A 17,721-nucleotide genomic window follows, 5' to 3' on the forward strand; every position below is an offset into this window, starting at 1 on the left:
GCACAGCTTGACGACAACGACACATCCCGCGGTTTCCTCCTTCGCGGCTTGCCCAACGCCGGCCGGAGACGCTTGCGTGCATCAGTTTGAGTCTGTGACGGCGGCCGGCATCGGACAACCCTTAACGCGAGCGGACCGATCGATAGGTACCCCTGGACCGAAGAGTAAAATCGGCAAGCAACCGGTAAAAGCTGGCCCAAGTAACCTTCCTAGCGTTAATCAGACCTTTAAAAGGTTCGGACCTCTGCATGAATTTGTACGAAAACGAAAATCGCCTCGTCCGTCATATTCGCGCGCTTCCCAACAGAGGCAGCCTTGACCGACCAGTGGCTCGTTAAGCGGGGCTGGGACCCAGCAGAACAGGATGGGACGGCATTTACATGGCTAGAGGCCTTTGTCGACAGGATCACGGAAGCAATCAAACGAAGGGATGTCGCCGCCATCCAAGACCAAACCACGTGCTGGCATCCGCCTAACTACACGCCGCTTTCCGGCGGCGTGACGCTATCGTCGTGCGACTCGACGCCCGATGCAAGACGGCGCCGAGCCGACCCTTTCAGTGAAGCACTCGCTTAGGCTTTGTTATTGGCTCGTCATGCATGCCGATGCAAAGCCGACCACGGCATTCAGGTACTTGCTTGCCCTGTCATGGTCACTGCGCGCGCAGCTCGCAAGTTCCGTTCAGGCTGTCTTCAGGGACGTCGCACGACGGCGTGCCAAGCCCACCACGCCCAAGCCAAGTGCCAACAGCGCATAGGCCTCGGGTTCGGGAACGGCGCTGATGGTGATGGCGCCGGGTCCGCCAATGGTCGTGCTGTGCTTGCCATACTCGAAGCCTTCAAAACCGGTAATCACCAGTACGTAAGACGTGTTGGCGTCCAGGTGGGTCACGAAGCCCGATGTGGTCGTACCAAGAAGATCGTCGTTACCGATCAGGGCGTTCGTCAGCGACGAGCTGGAATTGAAGCTCGGGCTGTAAAGGAAAACGAACGAGTCGAAAGCCGCCGTCGTCAAGAACGAGTACTGGCCCGCTGCGGACACCGTGAAGCTGAATTGGTTGAAGCTGACATCCGTGCCGATTTCCGACAAGCCGGAAAGGTCCTCGACCGGTCGATTGAAGATGGCGGCACCAGTCGTGTCGCCGGTGATGGTGTGGATGGAATCAGCCTGGGCGGTCGATGCAAAGGCACAAAAGGCCAGGGCGAGCAGTGTCGATTTCAGAAACATGGTCATTCCTTTTTGATAGTTGCTAAGTCATTGGGTGGGAGGGCGAAAGCTCAAGCAAGACCGCAGCGCTTGTAAAGAGCGCCGGTCTTGCCGGCACGTTGCTATTTGGTTTGGGCTGGCAGGATGGCAATCCGCCGGCCTCGGCCGTCGACCGATATGGCCGGCGCCGTGCTGCTGTCGGCGCTGGATCTGGTAGCCTGGCCGTCTTGCACGGTGAACGACGAAATCGTCGAACGCCGTTTGCCGTCAAACTGACCATCGACCTGCACCGCCAGATTGCTCGTGCCCGCTCCTGGCTTGTAGTTGACAAGCAGCGTCATCACCTGGCCGGCGGCGAACGTCCCGCCGATGACGGGTGACTCGGTTCCAATCACGGTCAGGCCATCCACGCCGTAGACCCGGACATTGACCTGCTGCGCAGCCGACTCGAAGGCGATCTTCAGCGTGGCTTGTTGCGCTCGCACCGTTCCGACGATTTCTACGGGCGCCTGTGGCTTGGCCTGGACGGCCGCGGCCGTGAATGAGGTGATCAGTCCGACGGCGAGCGCCGCCGCCAGCGTTGAAATTTTCACTTGCATGATGGCATCCTTAGGTAGGCGGGGAACGCTTTAGCGGACCGCTTTGGTTTTTCGATTGACAATCGTGGCCTTGCCCGCGCTCTCACCGCTTGCGATGCTAACCGACGCGGTGTATTGGCCGCTCGATTTGGTAACGAAGCCTTGGACCGTGAGGACGTACACCTTGTTCGCCTTGGCAAGGAACGAGAGCTGCTCGGTTCCGGTGGTGTCGATGTCGGCGACGGCGATCTTCTTGCCGTCTTCGAGCAGCGTGAGCCCGATGTCGTTGATCGAGGTCCCGATGACCTGGATCGGACCTGCGGTAGGGCTGGTGAACCTGATGTAGCGGTTCGCTCCAAGCCTGTTGATGTTGTCCACATCGGCCAGGAACGTCAGGGTCAGGCTATCGCCGTCCACCGTCATCTGCCGGAAAAGCGGCAGGTTCGCCGCATTGCCGCCGTTGTGGGTCTCGCCGGTCCCAAACGCGTCTTGAATCGGGTCGATACCCGACGTCGAGGTCAGGCTGTCGATGGCCGCCATCGTGGAGGCCGGGGTGCCGGGGACTGCTTTCAAGGCGCTGGTGAACGAAAAAATGGAAGTCACAGCCGGGCTACTCTTCTGCCCCCCCGTCATGATGTCATAGATGGGTCCCAGTCCAAGCGCCACGTTGTCAAACGACTCATTGGCCGGGTCGAAAAAGTCATACAGCACGGATTGCACCGACGCTTCGGAGAACCAACCCGGCTTCGGATCGTCGGAGTCGTTGGTTTTCATGTCGATGATCAGCGTCGTCAGGGCCTGGCCGACTCCTCCGGTATCCCTGTACTTCGCGTCCGGAAAAAGGATCATCGCGCTCAGCGCATTTCCAAACCCTTCGCCAAAGGCAAGCCGTGGATCGACGATGTCGCCAGAGCCGTGAGTGCCACCGATGCTGTCCGAGCGAGCCAGCTTGTCTTCAAAGTAATGACCCCATTCATGCACCATGACATGGGCATCGTATTCGTCGGTATCCACATCCGCCTTGCCGAGGATGAAGATGCCGCCCACGCGACTGTTGTAGTGCGACGTGTTGATCTGGCCCAAAGCACTATCGCCAGGTTCCGGGCGATTGTTGACGCTCCAGTTAATTGGCAGCAAAGGAAAATTCGCCTGGGGCCGCACCGCCATGAAAGCGCGTGCCGTCGCGTAGAGCGTGTCGAGGCTGGCAAACGGTGCAGCCGCACGCGCGCCCGTGTAGGACGACCCTCCCCAGCCGCTGCCTGCGTTCAGGTCCTTGACCGTGACCGCTGCGGTGGTCGTAATTGCAGCAGACTCCAGCGTGTACAAGGCGTTGCCGTTGGTGTTGTCCTGAACCCGCAATGGCGGATTGCTCGTCTCGGCGAACGCCCGGACCCTGACCCGCGTGACCAGATCGGGAACCGGTAAGCTGTAGCTACCATCTTCCCCTGAGATGGTGGCCGCGAGTTCCCTGTTGGTGCCGCCCTCTTTGCTGTATTCAACCAGCACCACCCGCACGTTGCGAATGGGCTTGTGCACAAGCGCGCTGTAGTCAAGCCCGTCCTCCAGCGTGGAGGGTACCCGGTCATATGTCAGCTTTCCGTACAACACCTTGCCCTTGGTGTCGGCTTTGGCTTCGTTCACAGCCAAACCTAAAACGCCGAACAAACAGAATGCCCCGACGCCAACGAGCCGAGCCAGGCGGCTCGACTCAAGCTGGTGAAGTCCATATCCCAATGTGCCCCGAACACGCATGAAGGTCTCCCCTATTGGTCAATCGCAAAGAAAACCATGGCAAGCCCTGTTGCCATGGTCACGTTTCGGTGTCCTGGGCTGTACTGGCCGCAGCAAGCGCGGGGCTCATACCGCCCTGCGGCGGATTTGCTTGTTAACAATATCGCACCGTTAACAAATATTTAAATATTTTCTGACACTTGTCAGATGCTGAGGCCGCCTCTTGCTATTCGTTGGCAAAAAACTACAAGCAGCGAATAATGGCTGTCACCTGCCATGCCAATACCGCCCATGCGCCTGCTGGACTACCTCTATTGGCTGCCTGGCGTCAGCTCCGGCGGCAAGGCCGAACTGAGGGATAGCCTGATGGCCGGGGTGATCGACATCCTGGCCGCCAAGCTGCGCACGCCGTTGCAGGTCCAACGTCAGCGTCCGGCCACGCTTGCAGTGGCCCATATCTTTCCGAGGCCAGGTTGAAGCCGAACTGCCTGTCTGCCAATCGGCGCATCCCGCGCCACATCACGCTGTTGCCGGGTGACGGATCGTTGGTCCGCGCGAGATAGCCGCCAAGCTGCGCAATTTTCTCTGGATAGCGGGAAAGTGGAAACGCCTTGCGAGATCTCTTGCCGTCTCTTGCCAAGTGATCAAGGAGCTCAATGTCTGCGCGTGTCAGTGCCAGTCCAGGCTTGGCGTCTGGGTATGTGCGGTTGAGCATGGTCGAGAAAAATAGACGCCAGCTGATGATGCGAAAGACCGGGATCAGCTTGGCGCGTCGGTCTGCGGACTGCAGCGGCGAATCCTCGGCCTTGTACTCATGCTTCCAAAACGCACAAAATCTCGACTAGCGGGCGAACTAGGCCGATTTGTTCAGCAGTATGCCCGCAAGGCACACAAACAGCGCGACCCGAACGACCGAAAGTACGACCGAAAGCTTGAAGAGAAAATGAAGCGGCTTTCCTCAGAGGAACTGTCGGAAATGTTGTCCGGGGAGGGCGTTGAGCCCGTCGCGCCGCATTCAAAGCCGCCAAAAGAAGACTGAAAATGGTTCATGTCAGGTCGCGATAACGACAGGTAAAGAACGCCCTTCGCGTTATCCGCCCAGCGTCGCTCCACCATCGATGCGCAAATCATGCATGGTGATGTGCCGCGCACTGTCGGACGCCAAGTACAGCACCGCATCAGCAATATCGTCCGGTGTCGCGATCCGTTTTAGCGGAATCCCCAGCCGGAACGTCTCCAGCGACCCGCCGATCACCCCCTGCGACCCATCAGTCCCATTCCATAGCTGGCGCTGCATCTCCGTATCGGTCGACCCTGGCGAGACCACATTGCAGCGAATCCCGTACGGCGCCAGTTCCAGTCCAAGACAGCGCATGAACTGCGTGGATGCTGCTTTCGACGCCGCGTACGCCCCCATCTGCATGCGCGGCACCGTCGACGCATTCGATGCCACCGTCACGATGGCGCCGCGCTTGCGTTCCACCATGCCTGCCGCCACCGCGCGGCACAGGCGAAACACGCCGCCGGCGTTGACGGCAAACGTCTGCTCCCAATCCGCATCGCTATAGTCCAGGATGGACCCCATGCGCAGGATGCCGGCCACGTTGACCAGCACATCGATCTCACCGAGCTCGCGCCGCACGCGCGCCACCGCCTCGTTCACGGCTACGCTGTCAGTGACATCGACCGCGATGCCGATGGCGTCGGTGCCGCTGGCGCGCAGCGTCGCCGCCATGTCCTCGACCGCACTGGCCTTTACGTCCAGCACCGCTACCGCCGCGCCCTCGCGCGCAAGCTGGCGTGCCACGGCCGCGCCGATGCCCTGCGCCCCGCCCGTGACCAGCGCGACCTTGCCTTCAAATTGTTTTGGCGAGCGTGTATTCATGTTGCGGCTTCTTCCAGTTCATCCATGATGCGATGGCGTTCGGCGTGGTACGCCTCTTCGGTGTGTTCGTCTTTCCAGTACGGGACGGCGTACATGTCGGCGCGGGCCACGCCGCGCACGGACAGCAAGAAGTCGCGCACGGCCAGCAGCTGGTTGCTTTCGCCCGCCAGCGTGACCGACACCCGGCCCGGCGGCCATGCCATTGCCTTGACCGCGTCGAGCAGCAAGGTGCTGGTGCCGGGACGGGCGCCCCGGCGCGACAGCCAGTGCACCGCAAAGCCGGCGGGGTAGGGCAGCGCCTGGACTTCGGAGTGGTCGGGAACTTCAATCAGCACGGTACCGCGCGCCTTGCGGGGCACGCCGCGCAGTGCGGCGGCAATCGCGGCCAGCGCGCTCGGGTCGCCGATCATCAGGTGGTAGTCGGCGGATGGTACGAAGCGCGGCGGTCCGCCCGGACCGGCCACGCCGATGGCGTCGCCCGGCTGTGCGACGACGGCCCAGCGCGATGCGGGGCCGTCGTCGCCGTGCAGTACCAGGTCCACATCGAGTTCGCCCGCTTCGGGGTCGTAGCGCGCCACCGTGTAGGTGCGCGCGATGGGGCGGATGTCGGCCGGCGGCCACACCGGGCCATCGGGACCGAGCGTCGGCAGCACCGGCTCGCGCTGGCCGTCGCGCGCCAGCAGCAGCTTGATGTGGGCACCGTCGCTGTTCTCCGGAAAGCCTGCCAGCGCCTCGCCGGCCAGCGTAATGCGGCGCATCAGCGCAGTCAGTTGCAAGGTGCGGCGCACGTACAGCATCCTTGGCGGTGTGCGTTTGGGAGTGGTCATGATCTGCCTTCCGGGTGAATGCGTTGGGCCAGCACGCGGCCGATGTGCCCGAGGGGCGCCGGCTGGCTCATGGACGAATGGGTGCAATCGACGTCGATGCGTTCGAGCTGGCCGTTCACGTACGGCGTCCAGCCTTTCCAGTCGGGGGCGTCCGGGCCGCGCCGGCTGGCGTGGAAGAACAGCACGTCGCCTTCGTAGCGCGGATGGCGCAGCTGGCGGTACAGGCGCATCGACAGCAGCGCGGTGGTGGTGATGCGTTCGAGGTGGGCGTCGTCGGCCGTGGCCAGCGAACTGCCCGGCTGGCGGAACTGGGCCAGCAGCGCCTCGCGCGGGAGCGGCTGGCCATCGGCGTCGAGCGATGTTGCGCCGATCACGTCGAGCATCGCGATCAGGGCGTCGCGTTCGTCGGCTTCCGGTTTGCCTTCCCAGATGTCGCTTGGGTAGGAGTCCATCATCGCCAGCAGCGATACCGTTTCGCCGGCGGCTTGCAGGCGAGCGGCCAGCGCGTGGGCGAGGCCGCCGCCGGAGGACCAGCCGATCAGGCGGTACGGCCCGTGCGGCTGGGCACCGCGCACGAGGGCAAGGTAGTCGTCGAGCTGCATGTCGATATCGGCCGGCGGCGTGCCGCTCATGCCGCGCGCCTGCAAGCCGTAGATGGGTGTGTGCGGCAGGTAGGCGGCCAGGCCCAGATAGCACCACGACAGGCCTTCGGCCGGATGCACGCAGAACAGGGCCGGGCCGCTGCCGCGCTGGATGGTCAGCAGCGGCGCGAACTCGCCCCCAGCGGCGGCGGCCGGCGGCGCATGGCCGACGGTGCCGAGCGAATGCGCCAGCGCGGCCACGGTGCGGTGGCGGAACAGGGCCGATACCGCGACTTCGCGCTTGAGCGCCGCGCCGAGGCGGTTGGCGACCTGGATCGCTTGCAGCGATTTGCCGCCCAGTGCGAAAAAGTCGTCCATTGGCGTCAACGCTTCCACGCCGAGCACCTCGCGCCAGACCGACATCACCGACTGTTCGAGCGGGGTGGCGCCGAGCGCGGTTGGCGCGGCCTCCAGCTCACGCGCGCGTAGTGCGGAGCGGTCGATCTTGCCGTTGGCGTTGCGCGGCAGGCGCGCCAGGCTGGCGTAATTGGACGGCACGGCCGCTGCCGGCAAGCGCTCGGCCAAAAAGGCGCGCAGGGCCGGTGCATTGAGTTTGCCGGCGGTGGCCACGAAAGCGCGCAGGTGCTTGCCGCCGTCGGCCTGCTGCTGGCACACGACCGCCGCTTCACGCACGCCGGGATACTGAAGCAGGGCCGCTTCGATCTCGGTCGGGTCGATCCGGTGGCCGCTGATCTTGACTTCATCGTCGAGCCGGCCCAGATAGCGCAATTCGCCGTCTTCGCCGAGCACCACCCGGTCGCCGGTGCGGTAAGCGCGGCGGCCATCGGGCAGGGTGACAAAGCGCTGCGCGCTCAAGGCCTGGCGGTCGAAGTAGCCGCGCGCGAGGCCGGCGCCGATCAGGCACAGTTCTCCTTCTTCGCCGATACCGACCACGTGCGGTGCGCAGACGGCGATATCGACGCCAGGCAATGGCCGGCCGATCGGCACGGCATCGCCGCTCCAGGCGATGGCGTCCGGGCCGGCCAGTTGCGCGGTGGTGCAGATGACGGTGGCTTCGGTCGGGCCATAGGTATTGAGCAGCACCAGATGGCTTGGCGCGGCCGTGCGCCAGCGCGCCACGCGTTCGGCCAGCGCGGCCTCGCCGCCGATGATGACCAGGCGCAGGCAGTCGGGCAGCGGGGCGCCGTGCTGGCCGACGTGGAAGGCGAGTTCGTGCCAGAAGGCAGTCGGGAGATCGAGGACGCTGATGCGCAGGCGCGCGCAGGCGTCGATGAAGCGCTCCAGCGATTCGAGCATGGCATCGTCGCGCAGGATCAGGGTCGCGCCGGCGCCCAGGGTGAGGAAAATCTCTTCGACGCTGGCGTCGAAATGCAGCGGGGCGAACTGCAGCACGCGGTCGGCAGCCGTGACCTGGTAGCGCGCGCTGGCGCCAGCGCCGAAGTGGGCTAGCGCGGCGCGCTCGATCATCACGCCGTTTGGCCGGCCGGTGGAACCGGAGGTGTAGATGATGTACGCCAGTGCGCTGTCGGCGACTGCCAGCGGAGCCGCCATCGGTGTACACGGCATGGCTTCGTCGATGCACAGTAGCGGCATTGACGTTGGCAACAGCAGGGCGTATTTGCGCAGGCTGACCACCAGCGTCGGCTTCACGTCTTCCAGCACGGCGGCCACGCGCAGGGCAGGGCCGTCCGGGTCGAGCGGCACGTAGCCGCCGCCGGCCCACATGATGGCCAGCATGGCGACGACGGTATCGACGCCGCGCGGCAGCAGCAGCACGACCCGGCTTTCTTCGGTAACGCCGGCGTCGCGCAGGCGGCCGGCCATGTTCTGGACGGCTGTTACCAGTTCCGCATAACTGAGTTCGACGTCGCCGTGTATCAGCGCGGTCTTGTGCGCGTCGTGCGTGAGCAGGGCGGCGAGCACCGATGTGGGCGCGGTGGGCAATGCGCCGCCCGACAGCAGGGCTGGCGTGGCGTGCGGCGCTTGTCCGAGGATGTCGGAAAGCAGCGCGTCGGGCTGTTCAAGCAGGGCTGTCAGCGATGTCAACAGCGACTGGTGCAGCGCATGCAAGGTGGCTTCGTCGTAGGCGTCCGGATTGGCTTCGATGTCGATGCGGCTGTTCGTGCCGGGGGCGATGGTGATCGACAGGTCTTCGACCGGACCGGCCGACACCGGGTGCGATACCGCATGCAGCGGGCCGAATACCGGCGGGCGGTCGAACGGCATCAGGTTGACGACCGCGCCGAACAGGCGGCGCGTGCCGCCGCTCATGCCCAGGTCGTGTTTCAGGTGTTCGTAGCGGTAGCGCTGGTGCGGGCGGATCGCCTTCATCTCGGAGGCGACCGCGCGCGCGAGATCTGCCAGCGATTGCGACGGTGTCGGCGTGAGGCGCAGCGGGACGATGTTCATCGCCATGCAGGGAATCGTCAGCGCCACCGAGCCAAGGCGGCCCATGACCGGCAGGCCCAGTGTCAGGTCGCCGGCGCTGGCGTAGCGGCGCAGCCAGGCGCCGGTGGCGGCGATCAGCACGGCGGCCCAGTCCACGCCGGCGGCGCTGGCCACTTCCTGGCAGCGTTCGATGATGCTGGTGGCGATGCCGCCGCGCACACGGCGCACGCCGCGCGCGACGGTGGCCGGTGGGGCCAGCATCGCCGGCGCGCCGGCATCGGCCATGCGCGCCATCCAGAAGTCGCGGTCGCGTGCGTAGGCGGGCGAGGCGACGTAGGCGGCATCTTCGGCCACCACCGGATCGAGCTTGCCGGCGCGCGCGGGCGGGGCATCGGTATTGGCGCAGCGGGCCGAATACAGGGCCGCCACGCGCTGCGCCAGCATGGCATAGGCAAAGCCGTCGAGGGCGATGTGGTGGGCGCGCAGGTACCACAACGCCTTGCCTGGCGCCAGTTGCAGCAGCGCGCTGGCGAACAGCGGGCCGCGCGCCAGGTCGGCGCTCTGCTGCAAGTCGGCCTGCATCCACAGCCGGGCCTCGGCGTCGCTCATGTCGTGGCGGGCGAACGGCCAGTCCTCTTGCGGATCGGGCGTTTGCCAGACCGCGTCGCCGTCGCTGGCAAAGCGCATGTGCAGGCAGTCGCATTCACGCACGGCCTGGCGCAGCGCGGTCTCGAAGTGGGCGGCGTCCAGCGGGCCGTTCAGTTCAACCGCTTCCGCCGTCCAGTAGGCGGGGCTGGCGGCGTCGAGCTGCTGCCCGAGCCAGATGCCGTATTGGGCGCTAGTGAGCGCCAGCCGTGCGCCGCTCACTTGTTCACCCGGCGCGCGTCGAGCAGTTCCCACCAGTCGGCCAGGGTCGGACGTTCGGCCAGTTCGACGAACGTGGTTTCGATGCCGGCACGGCGCCAGCGTTCGATCAGGCTCATAAGACGGATCGAATCGAGGCCGGCGAAGAGCAGGTTGTCGTCCGGGAGCAGGTCCGATGCCGGTACCGCCAGCAGTTCGGCCACTTCCGCTTGCAGGGCGCTGCGCGTGGCGTGCCAGGCGATTGCCGGTTTGAGCGCGCCGGTCACGGTGGCCGTGCTGGCGACCACGCCGCAACGCTGCGACACGTAGTCGAGGCCCATCTGGTGCTGTTCGGCCGAGAAGTCGGCCAGCGCGTCGCCCACCAGGAAGGGCTGGATGTCGCTCATGAAGGCGTCGGCGGCGGTCATCAGGCAGCCGATGTGGGCGTACACGCCGCACACGATCAGCTGGTCGCGGCCCTGTTCGCGCATGCGCGCCAGCAGGTCGCTGCGCACGAATGCGCTGTAGCGCCATTTGGTCAGGACCACGTCCTGCGCGCGCGGCGCCAGGCTTGCCACCACCGGGGCGCGCTCGGGCTTCGCGGTCAGGCCGGGGCCCCACCAGTCGGTCAGCAGGCCACGGTCCTGGGCCGATTGTTCGGCCGGCTGCGCGGTGTAGACCACCGGTACGCCGGCGGCATCGGCTGCATCGCGCAGCTGCTTGATGTGGGCGATCAGCTCCGGAATCGGCGCGGCGGCGGTGTCGTAAAAGTCGAGGAAGTATTCCTGCATGTCGTGAATCAGCAGCACGGCGCGCTTCGGTTCAGGCATCCAGCTGACGCGGTTGTCCGGCATGGCCGTTGGCATGGGGTAGGAAGCGATTTTTGGAATGGTCATGGTACTTGCCGATCTTGTGATTGAGTGCCGATCAACTGGGCGATTTGTTCGCGCAGCTGGCGTTTGTTAACTTTGCCGACGCCGGTGGTGGGGAAGCGCTCGACGAATTCGATGCGGTCGGGGATCTTGTACTGGGCCACGCCGCGTTCGCGCAGGAAGCGCGTCAGTTCAATCGCCCGTACCGGCGCGCCGCGCGTGACGATGAAGGCGCAACTGCGCTCGCCCAGGTAGGCGTCGGGCATCGACACCAGCGCCGCGTCGTGCACGGCGGGGTGGGCCAGCAGGTGGTTTTCGACTTCTTCGGCCGCGACCTTGTCGCCGCCACGGTTGATCTGGTCCTTGGCGCGTCCTTCGACCACCAGATGGCCGGACGGCAGGCGCATCACCAGGTCGCCGGTGCGGTAGAAACCGTCGCTGGTAAAGGAGCGCGCGTTGTGTTCTTCGGCGTTGTAGTAGCCGCGGATGGTGTACGGGCCGCGCGTGAGCAGGTGGCCGATCTCGCCGTCCGGCAGGTCGCGGTCTTCGTCGTCGACGATGCGCACTTCGTCGGCTGGCGAGATCGGGCGGCCCTGTGTATTGGCGGTCAGTTCGGGCGAGTCGTCGGGACGCGTGTAGTTGACCAGGCCTTCGGCCATGCCGAATACCTGTTGCAGGGCGCAGCCGAGCACCGGCTTGACGCGGCAGGCCGCCTCCGCCGAGAGGCGCGCGCCGCCGACTTGCAGCAGTTTCAGGCTACCGAGCTTGTGGCGGGTGGCGCCGGCGGCGTCCAGCCAGACCATGGCCAGAGGCGGCACCAGCGCGGTGATGGTCACGCTTTCGGCGTCGATCAGCGGGAAGGCGTCGTCGGGCGTGGGCCGGCGCGCCAGTACCACGCAGCCGCCCGCATGGAACACGCCGAAGCTGCCCGGGGAACTCATTGGGAAATTGTGCGCGACCGGCAGGGCGCATAAATATACGCTGCTGCGGTCAAGTTCGCAGATGTCGGCGCTGGCGCGCACACTATATAAATAGTCGTCGTGGGTGCGCGGGATCAGCTTGGGCAGGCCGGTGGTGCCGCCGGAGAGCTGCAAGAAGGCCACGTCGCCCGGCTGCGGGCCGGCCAGCGGCATCGGGTCGTCATACAGCGAATCGAAGGAAATGAATTCGGCGGCGTCCCCGAGCACGATGACACGCGGGACGGCAGGAACTTCGCGCGCCAGGGTGCGGTAGTCGAAGCCGGCGTCGCTGTCGGCGATGAGGTAGGCGGCGGCGCCGGTAAACGCGCACAGATGGCCGATTTCGTGGCGGCGGTGCGCCGGCAGGGCAAACACGGGCAGCGCGCCGATGCGGAACAGGGCGAAGCAGGCGACAAAGAATTCGGCCACGTTGGGCAGTTGCACGACCACGCGGTCGCGCGGGGCGATGCCGAGGCGGACCAGGCCAGCGGCGAAGCGGTCGGCGCGCAGGTCAAGTTCGGCGTAGCTCCAGCGGCGTGCGCCGCAGACCAGGGCGATGCCGTCGGGATGTTGCGTTGCGCGATCGCGCAGGAGAGAACCGAAGGTTTCACCGGTCCAGTAGCCGGCTTCGCGATAGCGCGCCGCAAAGTCGTCGGGATACGGGGTGAAACCGGGCAGATAGTCACTGCTCATGCCGCTTCCTCCAGCACCGCTTCGAGGCCCATCGCGCGCAGCATGGTGCGCAGCTTGCCGGACGTTTCGAGGAATTCGAGTTCGGGGTCCGATCCGGCGACGATGCCGGCGCCGGCGTACAGGGTGGCGCTGTGGGCGCCGACGTCGGCGCAGCGCAGGGTCACGGCCCATTCGCCGTCACCGTTGGCGTCCATCCAGCCCACCAGGCCGGCGAAGAAACCACGGTCGAAACCTTCGGCCTCGTTGATGAAGCTGCGCGCCAGCGCGGCGGGGTGGCCGCAGACGGCTGGCGTTGGATGCAGCGCCATCGCCAGCGCGAGCGAACTCATATCGCGCTCGTTCAGTTGCGCCGTCACTTCGCTGCCCAGGTGCCACATGGTGGGCGTGGCGATCAGTGATGGCACGGCCGGTACGCTCACCGAGTGGCAGTAAGGACGCAGCGAGTCGGCCACCATGTCGGCCACCAGCGCGTGTTCGTGCAGGTCCTTTTGGGACTGCAGCAGGCCTTGCGCGCGGCGCTGGTCTTCATGCGGGTCGGCGCTGCGCGGGATCGAGCCGGCCAGCGGGTGGCAGCGCACGCGGGCACCAATGCGCGAGAGCAGCAGCTCGGGACTGGCGCCGATCAGGGTGCGGCGCCCGTCGCCATCCGGCGCCAGGTCGATGGCGAAGGTGTAGCCGTGCGCGTTGCGCGCGCCAAGGCGCGCCAGCAGGCCGGCCAGGTCGATCTCGGTTTCCAGGGTCAGTGAGCGCGACAGCACCACTTTTTCAAGCTGGCCGGCGCGGATGCGTTCGACCGCCCGGGCCACGGCGCGCTGGTACTGGTCCTGGGTGGGAACGGACGCGATGGTGCGCGGGAAGCGGGCGCGCACCGGTGGCGCTTGCGGGGTTGCGGCGGGCAGGTTGGCCGGGCCGGTCGCCATCATCACGTGCTCGGGAATGAACAGGTGCGCCGCTGCGTCGGCCAGGAAGGGCACGGCGCCGATCATCACCGGCAGCGCGCTGCCGTCGCGGCGCGCGCAGCGCAGCAGGGCGCTGGCGGCGCCGGCCAGTGCGGACCCGGACTGCGGCGCCAGGATGCTGCGCTTGCCGCTGGCCAGCAGCGTGTGGCCGGGCGACGAAAACAGGGTGGCGCCAGCTTCGTAGTGCGCGCACAGGTCGGCCGCGCTGGAACGGCTCAGGTAGTGGCCGTGCAGTCTGTCATTCATGGTGAATATTCCTTGCGTTAGGAGGGCAATCGGAGCGATTCGCCGGGTAGGCGGGGCCGAACTATAGATCATAATGAGAATCATTTACAATATAAATATTAATGCAAATGAGATTGATTCGCATTTAGCTGTTATGGTATGCTCAAGTTTCACGCCTGTCAACGATGACGAATGTTCATCACACCTGAAAAGACCTATCATGCCCGTACCGCACCTCGCCGCCCGCCAACCGGGCTTGTCACCGCATGCCGCGGCGGCCCTTGCCGTCCACGCCACTACCCGCGGCGGGCACGCATGAAGCGCGACCTCTCTCCGCTCTCGCACGATATTCCCGGCGCGCTGCCGTCGCCCGCCGAATTGCGCGCGCAGCTACCGCTGCCGGACAGCACGGCGTTGCTCATCGGCGCCGCGCGCCAGAGCGTGCGCGATGTCCTCGACCGGCGCGACCCGCGCCTGATGGTGGTGGTCGGCCCCTGTTCGATCCATGACCTGCATGCGGGGCTCGATTACGCGCGCCGCCTCAAGGCGCTGGCCGATGAAGTGGCCGACACCCTGTTCGTGGTCATGCGCGTGTACTTTGAAAAGCCGCGTACGCGGGTCGGCTGGAAGGGGCTGATCAACGATCCGCGCATGGATGGATCGTTTCGCATCGGCGAGGGCCTGGCGCTGGCGCGGCGCTTCCTGATCGATGTGGCGGCACTGGGTTTGCCGGCGGCGACCGAGACGCTGGACCCGGTGTCGCCGCAGTACGTGGGAGAGTTGATCAGCTGGGCCGCGATCGGCGCGCGCACCACGGAGTCGCAGACGCACCGCGAAATGGCGTCCGGCCTGGGCGTGCCGGTCGGCTTCAAGAACGGCACCGACGGCAAGGTCGACACGGCGGTGAACGCGATCGCATCGAGCTCGCATCCGCATGCCTTCCTCGGCATCGATGCCGATGGCCGCGCGGCCGTGATCCGCACGCCGGGCAACCCATATGGCCACCTGGTGCTGCGCGGCGGCGGCGGGCGTCCCAATTACGATGCGCACAGCGTGGCGCTGGCCGGGCAGGCGCTGGAAAAGGGCGGCCTGCCGCCGAATATCGTGATCGACTGCGCACACGATAACTCGAACAAGAACCACACCTTGCAGGCGCGCGTGCTGGACGACGTGGTGCGCCAGCGCCTGGCGGGCAACCGCAGCGTGGCCGGGGTGATGATCGAGAGTTTCATCGAGGCCGGCAACCAGGCCATCCCGGCCGAACTGTCCACCCTGCGCTATGGCTGCTCGGTGACCGACCCGTGCGTCGACTGGGCCGAGACGGCCGCCATGCTGCGCGCTGCGCGCGCGGCCCTGCGCGCGAGCGTGGCGGCGTTGCGGGAGGGGAGCGATGTCTAAGCCGTCCCGCGCAATCCTGCTGGTCGCGGCGCTGCAGTTCGTGTATCTGGTCGACTTCATGATGGTGCTGCCGCTGGGGCCGGACCTGGCGCGCGAGCATGGCTTTGCACTCGACCGCCTGGGCTGGCTGGCGGCGGCCTACACGCTGGCGTCGGCGCTCTCTGGCCTGGTGACGTTCCGCCTGCTTGACCGCTTCGACCGCAAACCGGCGCTGCTGCTCACCTTCGGCCTGCTGGCGCTGGCGACGCTGGCGAGCACCTTGTGCCACGGCTTGCCGGCACTGATGGTGGCGCGCGCGCTGACCGGCGCCTTTGGCGGGCCGGCGGTGGCGATCGGCATGGCTATCGTGATCGACCTGACCCCGCCCGAACAGCGCGGCAAGGCGATGGCCAAGGTGATGCTGGGCTTTTCGCTGGCGGCGATCGCCGGCGTGCCGCTCGGGCTGGAACTGGCGCGCGCGGGCGGCTGGCAGGCGCCGTTTTATATGGTGGCGGCGCTGGCGGCGCTGGTGCTGGTGGCGATGGCGTGCCTGTTGCCGGCCCTGGAAGGGCACCTGAACGCGCGCGCGAAGGTCTCGGCGCGCATCCTGCTGGCGCGGCCGACGGTGCGCCTGGCGATCCTGCTGCAGGCCGGCAGCGCGTTCTCGGCCTTCCTGGTGATCCCGCATTTTTCCGCGTACTTCCTGCTCAATATGGGCTTTCCGCGCGCGCAACTGGGCATGCTGTATTTTGCCGGCGGCGTGGTGGCGCTCTTGAGCGTGCAGCTGCTTGGCCGGCTGGCCGACCGCACCGGCCCGCTGCTGGCGGCGGGGCTGGCCACCAGCGCTTTCTGCGCGGGCCTGGCGCCGTTTTTCGGGCTGGGCGCGGCGTTGCCGATCCTGTTCTTCGTGCTGTTCATGGCCGGCAATGCGGGGCGCAACGTGACCATGGCGGCCACCGTCAGCCAGGTGCCGTCGCCGCACGAGCGGGCTGGCTTCATGTCGCTGCAAAGCCTGGTGCAGGATGTGGCCATCGGCGCGGCCGCGCTGGTGACCAGCTGGCAGCTGGGCGAGGCGGCCGACGGCAGGCTCACCGGGATGGCGCCGGTGGCGGCGCTGGCGGCTGTCATCGCGGTATCGGTGGCGTTCGGACTGGCGCGGCTGGCCGGTGCGCGCCGCGCTGTTGCGCTGGAGTGACACGGAACGGGGCCCAATGGCATCACCCCGAAAAATTATCTTTCAATGATGCAATTTTTTGCGGGGACTGGTCTTATAATTATCGGCACTATTGACCACGCCCAAAGCCAGATGGAAAATCACCAGTCCTCGCAAATCCGTACCCTGACCTATGTGGAGAATGAAGACCATCCGGTGTTCGGCACCCTGGTCGAGCAGATTCTCCACCTGCTCAATTCCAAGCTGATTTTCAGCGATATCATCATTCACCAGAACAGTCCGCTGATGCTGCGCCAGCCGAAAGGGCTGGTGGCGGTGACCGACTCGCCGATCACCAAGGAAGAGCTGGAAGAGTTCTTCGAGGTGATCGAGCCGGATTGGGCTGAGCGCATTTCCGACCGCGCCTTCGACCGCTCGATCGACCTGCACACGGCGCGCATCCGCGCCAACTGCTTCACGTTCCAGGGCAAGAAGCGGCTCGGCTGCGTGGTGCGGCGCTTTCCGCGCGAACCGCTGCCGCTTAACCAGCTGGGCCTGCGCGCGGCCGAGCAGGATTTTGCGCTGCTCACCAGCGGGCTGGTGCTGATCATCGGCGACACTTGCCAGGGCAAGTCGACCACGATCGCCTCGATGATCGACCAGATCAACAAGACGCGCTCGGGCCACATCATCACTATCGAAGATCCGGTCGAAACGCTGATACCGCAGCGTAAATGCATCATCACCCAGCGCGAAGTGGGCTTTGACGGCGACGTCGAGAGCTATTACCTCGGCGCGCTGGACGCGCTGCGCGAGCGGCCGGACGTGATCGTGATCGGCGAAATCCGCGATGCCCAGACCGCGCAGGAAGCGCTGGCGCTGGCCGAATCGGGTCCGCTGGTGCTGGCGACCCTGCATGCGCGCTCGACCGAGCTGGGTTTGCAGAAGATGCTGCGCCTGCTGGGTAATTCAGACGCGCAGGCGCAAGCCCTGGCCAGTGCCCTGCGCGGCGTGCTGTGCCAGGCTTTGCTGCCATCGCTGGGCGGCGAGCGGTATTACCTGGCCACCGAGTGCCTGAGCTCGAATCCGGAAGTGGTGCGCATGATCGAATCCGGCCGCGTGGCGGAAGTGCGCTCGCTGATGGATGGCGGCACCGGCAAGTTCAACGCGGGCTGCCATTCGATGAACACGGCGCTGGTGAACCTGCTGCGCGAGAAGAAGATCAGCGTCGAGGATGCGCGCAATGCCACCACCGACCGGATCGGGTTTGCCGACGCGTGCTATAGCGGGATGCTGGACGCTGCGTAGGGCTGGTTGCCGTTCTGTGGATCGAACCAGGAGGAGAAGGCGCGCGCGTTTTTCGCTTGCCGCCGCGCTTCGCCTGCCAGCCACTCCATGGGTAGCAGCAATCCCGACATCGTGT

13 protein-coding genes are annotated in these 17,721 nt (G+C 65.8%); 4 read left to right on the forward strand and 9 right to left on the reverse strand.

Annotated features, from left to right (window positions below; genetic code table 11):
• Window positions 1–681 precede the first annotated feature (681 nt).
• From F2P44_RS11040 to F2P44_RS11050, 3 genes are all read right to left on the reverse strand, one after another.
• Entirely contained in the window at window positions 682–1,227 is a 546-nt protein-coding gene (locus tag F2P44_RS11040) for a PEP-CTERM sorting domain-containing protein (RefSeq protein ID WP_229423498.1), read from the reverse strand.
• A gap of 101 nt (window positions 1,228–1,328) precedes the next feature.
• Complete coding sequence (locus F2P44_RS11045; RefSeq protein ID WP_167086757.1) at window positions 1,329–1,805, reverse strand: hypothetical protein; 477 nt, start codon at window positions 1,803–1,805, stop codon at window positions 1,329–1,331.
• A gap of 30 nt (window positions 1,806–1,835) precedes the next feature.
• Window positions 1,836–3,425: a hypothetical protein gene (locus F2P44_RS11050; RefSeq protein WP_167086758.1), complete on the reverse strand. Its 1,590-nt coding sequence runs from the start codon at window positions 3,423–3,425 to the stop codon at window positions 1,836–1,838.
• 381 nt (window positions 3,426–3,806) lie between these two features.
• Between F2P44_RS11050 and F2P44_RS11055 the strand changes: the two genes are divergently transcribed.
• The gene (locus tag F2P44_RS11055; RefSeq protein ID WP_167086759.1) at window positions 3,807–3,992 is read left to right on the forward strand and encodes a hypothetical protein; all 186 of its coding nucleotides are present in this window, start codon (window positions 3,807–3,809) and stop codon (window positions 3,990–3,992) included.
• A gap of 613 nt (window positions 3,993–4,605) precedes the next feature.
• Here F2P44_RS11055 and F2P44_RS11060 read toward each other — a convergent pair.
• The 6 genes from F2P44_RS11060 to F2P44_RS11080 are packed head-to-tail and all read right to left on the reverse strand — an operon-like array spanning window position 4,606 to window position 13,789.
• Entirely contained in the window at window positions 4,606–5,400 is a 795-nt protein-coding gene (locus F2P44_RS11060; RefSeq protein ID WP_167086760.1) for a 2,3-dihydro-2,3-dihydroxybenzoate dehydrogenase, read from the reverse strand.
• Window positions 5,397–6,227, reverse strand: a complete 831-nt coding sequence (locus F2P44_RS11065; RefSeq protein WP_167086761.1) for a siderophore-interacting protein — start codon at window positions 6,225–6,227, stop codon at window positions 5,397–5,399. Before F2P44_RS11065 ends, F2P44_RS11060 begins: the two co-directional genes overlap by 4 nt.
• Entirely contained in the window at window positions 6,224–10,084 is a 3,861-nt protein-coding gene (locus tag F2P44_RS11070; RefSeq protein WP_223165021.1) for a non-ribosomal peptide synthetase, read from the reverse strand. Before F2P44_RS11070 ends, F2P44_RS11065 begins: the two co-directional genes overlap by 4 nt.
• The gene (locus tag F2P44_RS35060) at window positions 10,081–10,956 is read right to left on the reverse strand and encodes an isochorismatase (RefSeq protein ID WP_223165022.1); all 876 of its coding nucleotides are present in this window, start codon (window positions 10,954–10,956) and stop codon (window positions 10,081–10,083) included. Before F2P44_RS35060 ends, F2P44_RS11070 begins: the two co-directional genes overlap by 4 nt.
• Window positions 10,953–12,584: a (2,3-dihydroxybenzoyl)adenylate synthase gene (locus F2P44_RS11075; protein ID WP_167086763.1), complete on the reverse strand. Its 1,632-nt coding sequence runs from the start codon at window positions 12,582–12,584 to the stop codon at window positions 10,953–10,955. Before F2P44_RS11075 ends, F2P44_RS35060 begins: the two co-directional genes overlap by 4 nt.
• Window positions 12,581–13,789: an isochorismate synthase gene (locus F2P44_RS11080; RefSeq protein WP_167086764.1), complete on the reverse strand. Its 1,209-nt coding sequence runs from the start codon at window positions 13,787–13,789 to the stop codon at window positions 12,581–12,583. The genes F2P44_RS11075 and F2P44_RS11080 overlap by 4 nt, the downstream gene beginning before the upstream one ends.
• Before the next feature lie 294 nt (window positions 13,790–14,083).
• On the opposite strand from F2P44_RS11080, the gene F2P44_RS11085 reads away from it, so the two are divergent.
• From F2P44_RS11085 to F2P44_RS11095, 3 genes are all read left to right on the forward strand, one after another.
• The gene (locus F2P44_RS11085; protein WP_167086765.1) at window positions 14,084–15,166 is read left to right on the forward strand and encodes a 3-deoxy-7-phosphoheptulonate synthase; all 1,083 of its coding nucleotides are present in this window, start codon (window positions 14,084–14,086) and stop codon (window positions 15,164–15,166) included.
• Entirely contained in the window at window positions 15,159–16,340 is a 1,182-nt protein-coding gene (locus tag F2P44_RS11090) for an MFS transporter (protein ID WP_167086766.1), read from the forward strand. Before F2P44_RS11085 ends, F2P44_RS11090 begins: the two co-directional genes overlap by 8 nt.
• Window positions 16,341–16,451: 111 nt before the next feature.
• Window positions 16,452–17,606, forward strand: a complete 1,155-nt coding sequence (locus F2P44_RS11095; protein WP_167086767.1) for a type IV pilus twitching motility protein PilT — start codon at window positions 16,452–16,454, stop codon at window positions 17,604–17,606.
• The last annotated feature ends 115 nt before the right edge of the window (window positions 17,607–17,721 follow it).

The sequence above is a fragment of the Massilia frigida genome, assembly GCF_011682175.1.
Taxonomy (GTDB): Bacteria; Pseudomonadota; Gammaproteobacteria; order Burkholderiales; family Burkholderiaceae_D; genus Telluria_A; species Telluria_A frigida.

What these genes read in the sequence shown, in the direction of transcription:
- F2P44_RS11040 (WP_229423498.1), bottom strand. Translation starts at nt 1,227, where the DNA reads ATGTTTCTGAAATCGACACTGCTCGCCCTGGCCTTTTGTGCCTTTGCA.
- F2P44_RS11045 (WP_167086757.1), bottom strand. Translation starts at nt 1,805, where the DNA reads ATGCAAGTGAAAATTTCAACGCTGGCGGCGGCGCTCGCCGTCGGACTG.
- F2P44_RS11055 (WP_167086759.1), top strand. Translation starts at nt 3,807, where the DNA reads ATGCGCCTGCTGGACTACCTCTATTGGCTGCCTGGCGTCAGCTCCGGC.
- F2P44_RS11060 (WP_167086760.1), bottom strand. Translation starts at nt 5,400, where the DNA reads ATGAATACACGCTCGCCAAAACAATTTGAAGGCAAGGTCGCGCTGGTC.
- F2P44_RS11065 (WP_167086761.1), bottom strand. Translation starts at nt 6,227, where the DNA reads ATGACCACTCCCAAACGCACACCGCCAAGGATGCTGTACGTGCGCCGC.
- F2P44_RS35060 (WP_223165022.1), bottom strand. Translation starts at nt 10,956, where the DNA reads ATGACCATTCCAAAAATCGCTTCCTACCCCATGCCAACGGCCATGCCG.
- F2P44_RS11075 (WP_167086763.1), bottom strand. Translation starts at nt 12,584, where the DNA reads ATGAGCAGTGACTATCTGCCCGGTTTCACCCCGTATCCCGACGACTTT.
- F2P44_RS11080 (WP_167086764.1), bottom strand. Translation starts at nt 13,789, where the DNA reads ATGAATGACAGACTGCACGGCCACTACCTGAGCCGTTCCAGCGCGGCC.
- F2P44_RS11085 (WP_167086765.1), top strand. Translation starts at nt 14,084, where the DNA reads ATGAAGCGCGACCTCTCTCCGCTCTCGCACGATATTCCCGGCGCGCTG.
- F2P44_RS11090 (WP_167086766.1), top strand. Translation starts at nt 15,159, where the DNA reads ATGTCTAAGCCGTCCCGCGCAATCCTGCTGGTCGCGGCGCTGCAGTTC.
- F2P44_RS11095 (WP_167086767.1), top strand. Translation starts at nt 16,452, where the DNA reads ATGGAAAATCACCAGTCCTCGCAAATCCGTACCCTGACCTATGTGGAG.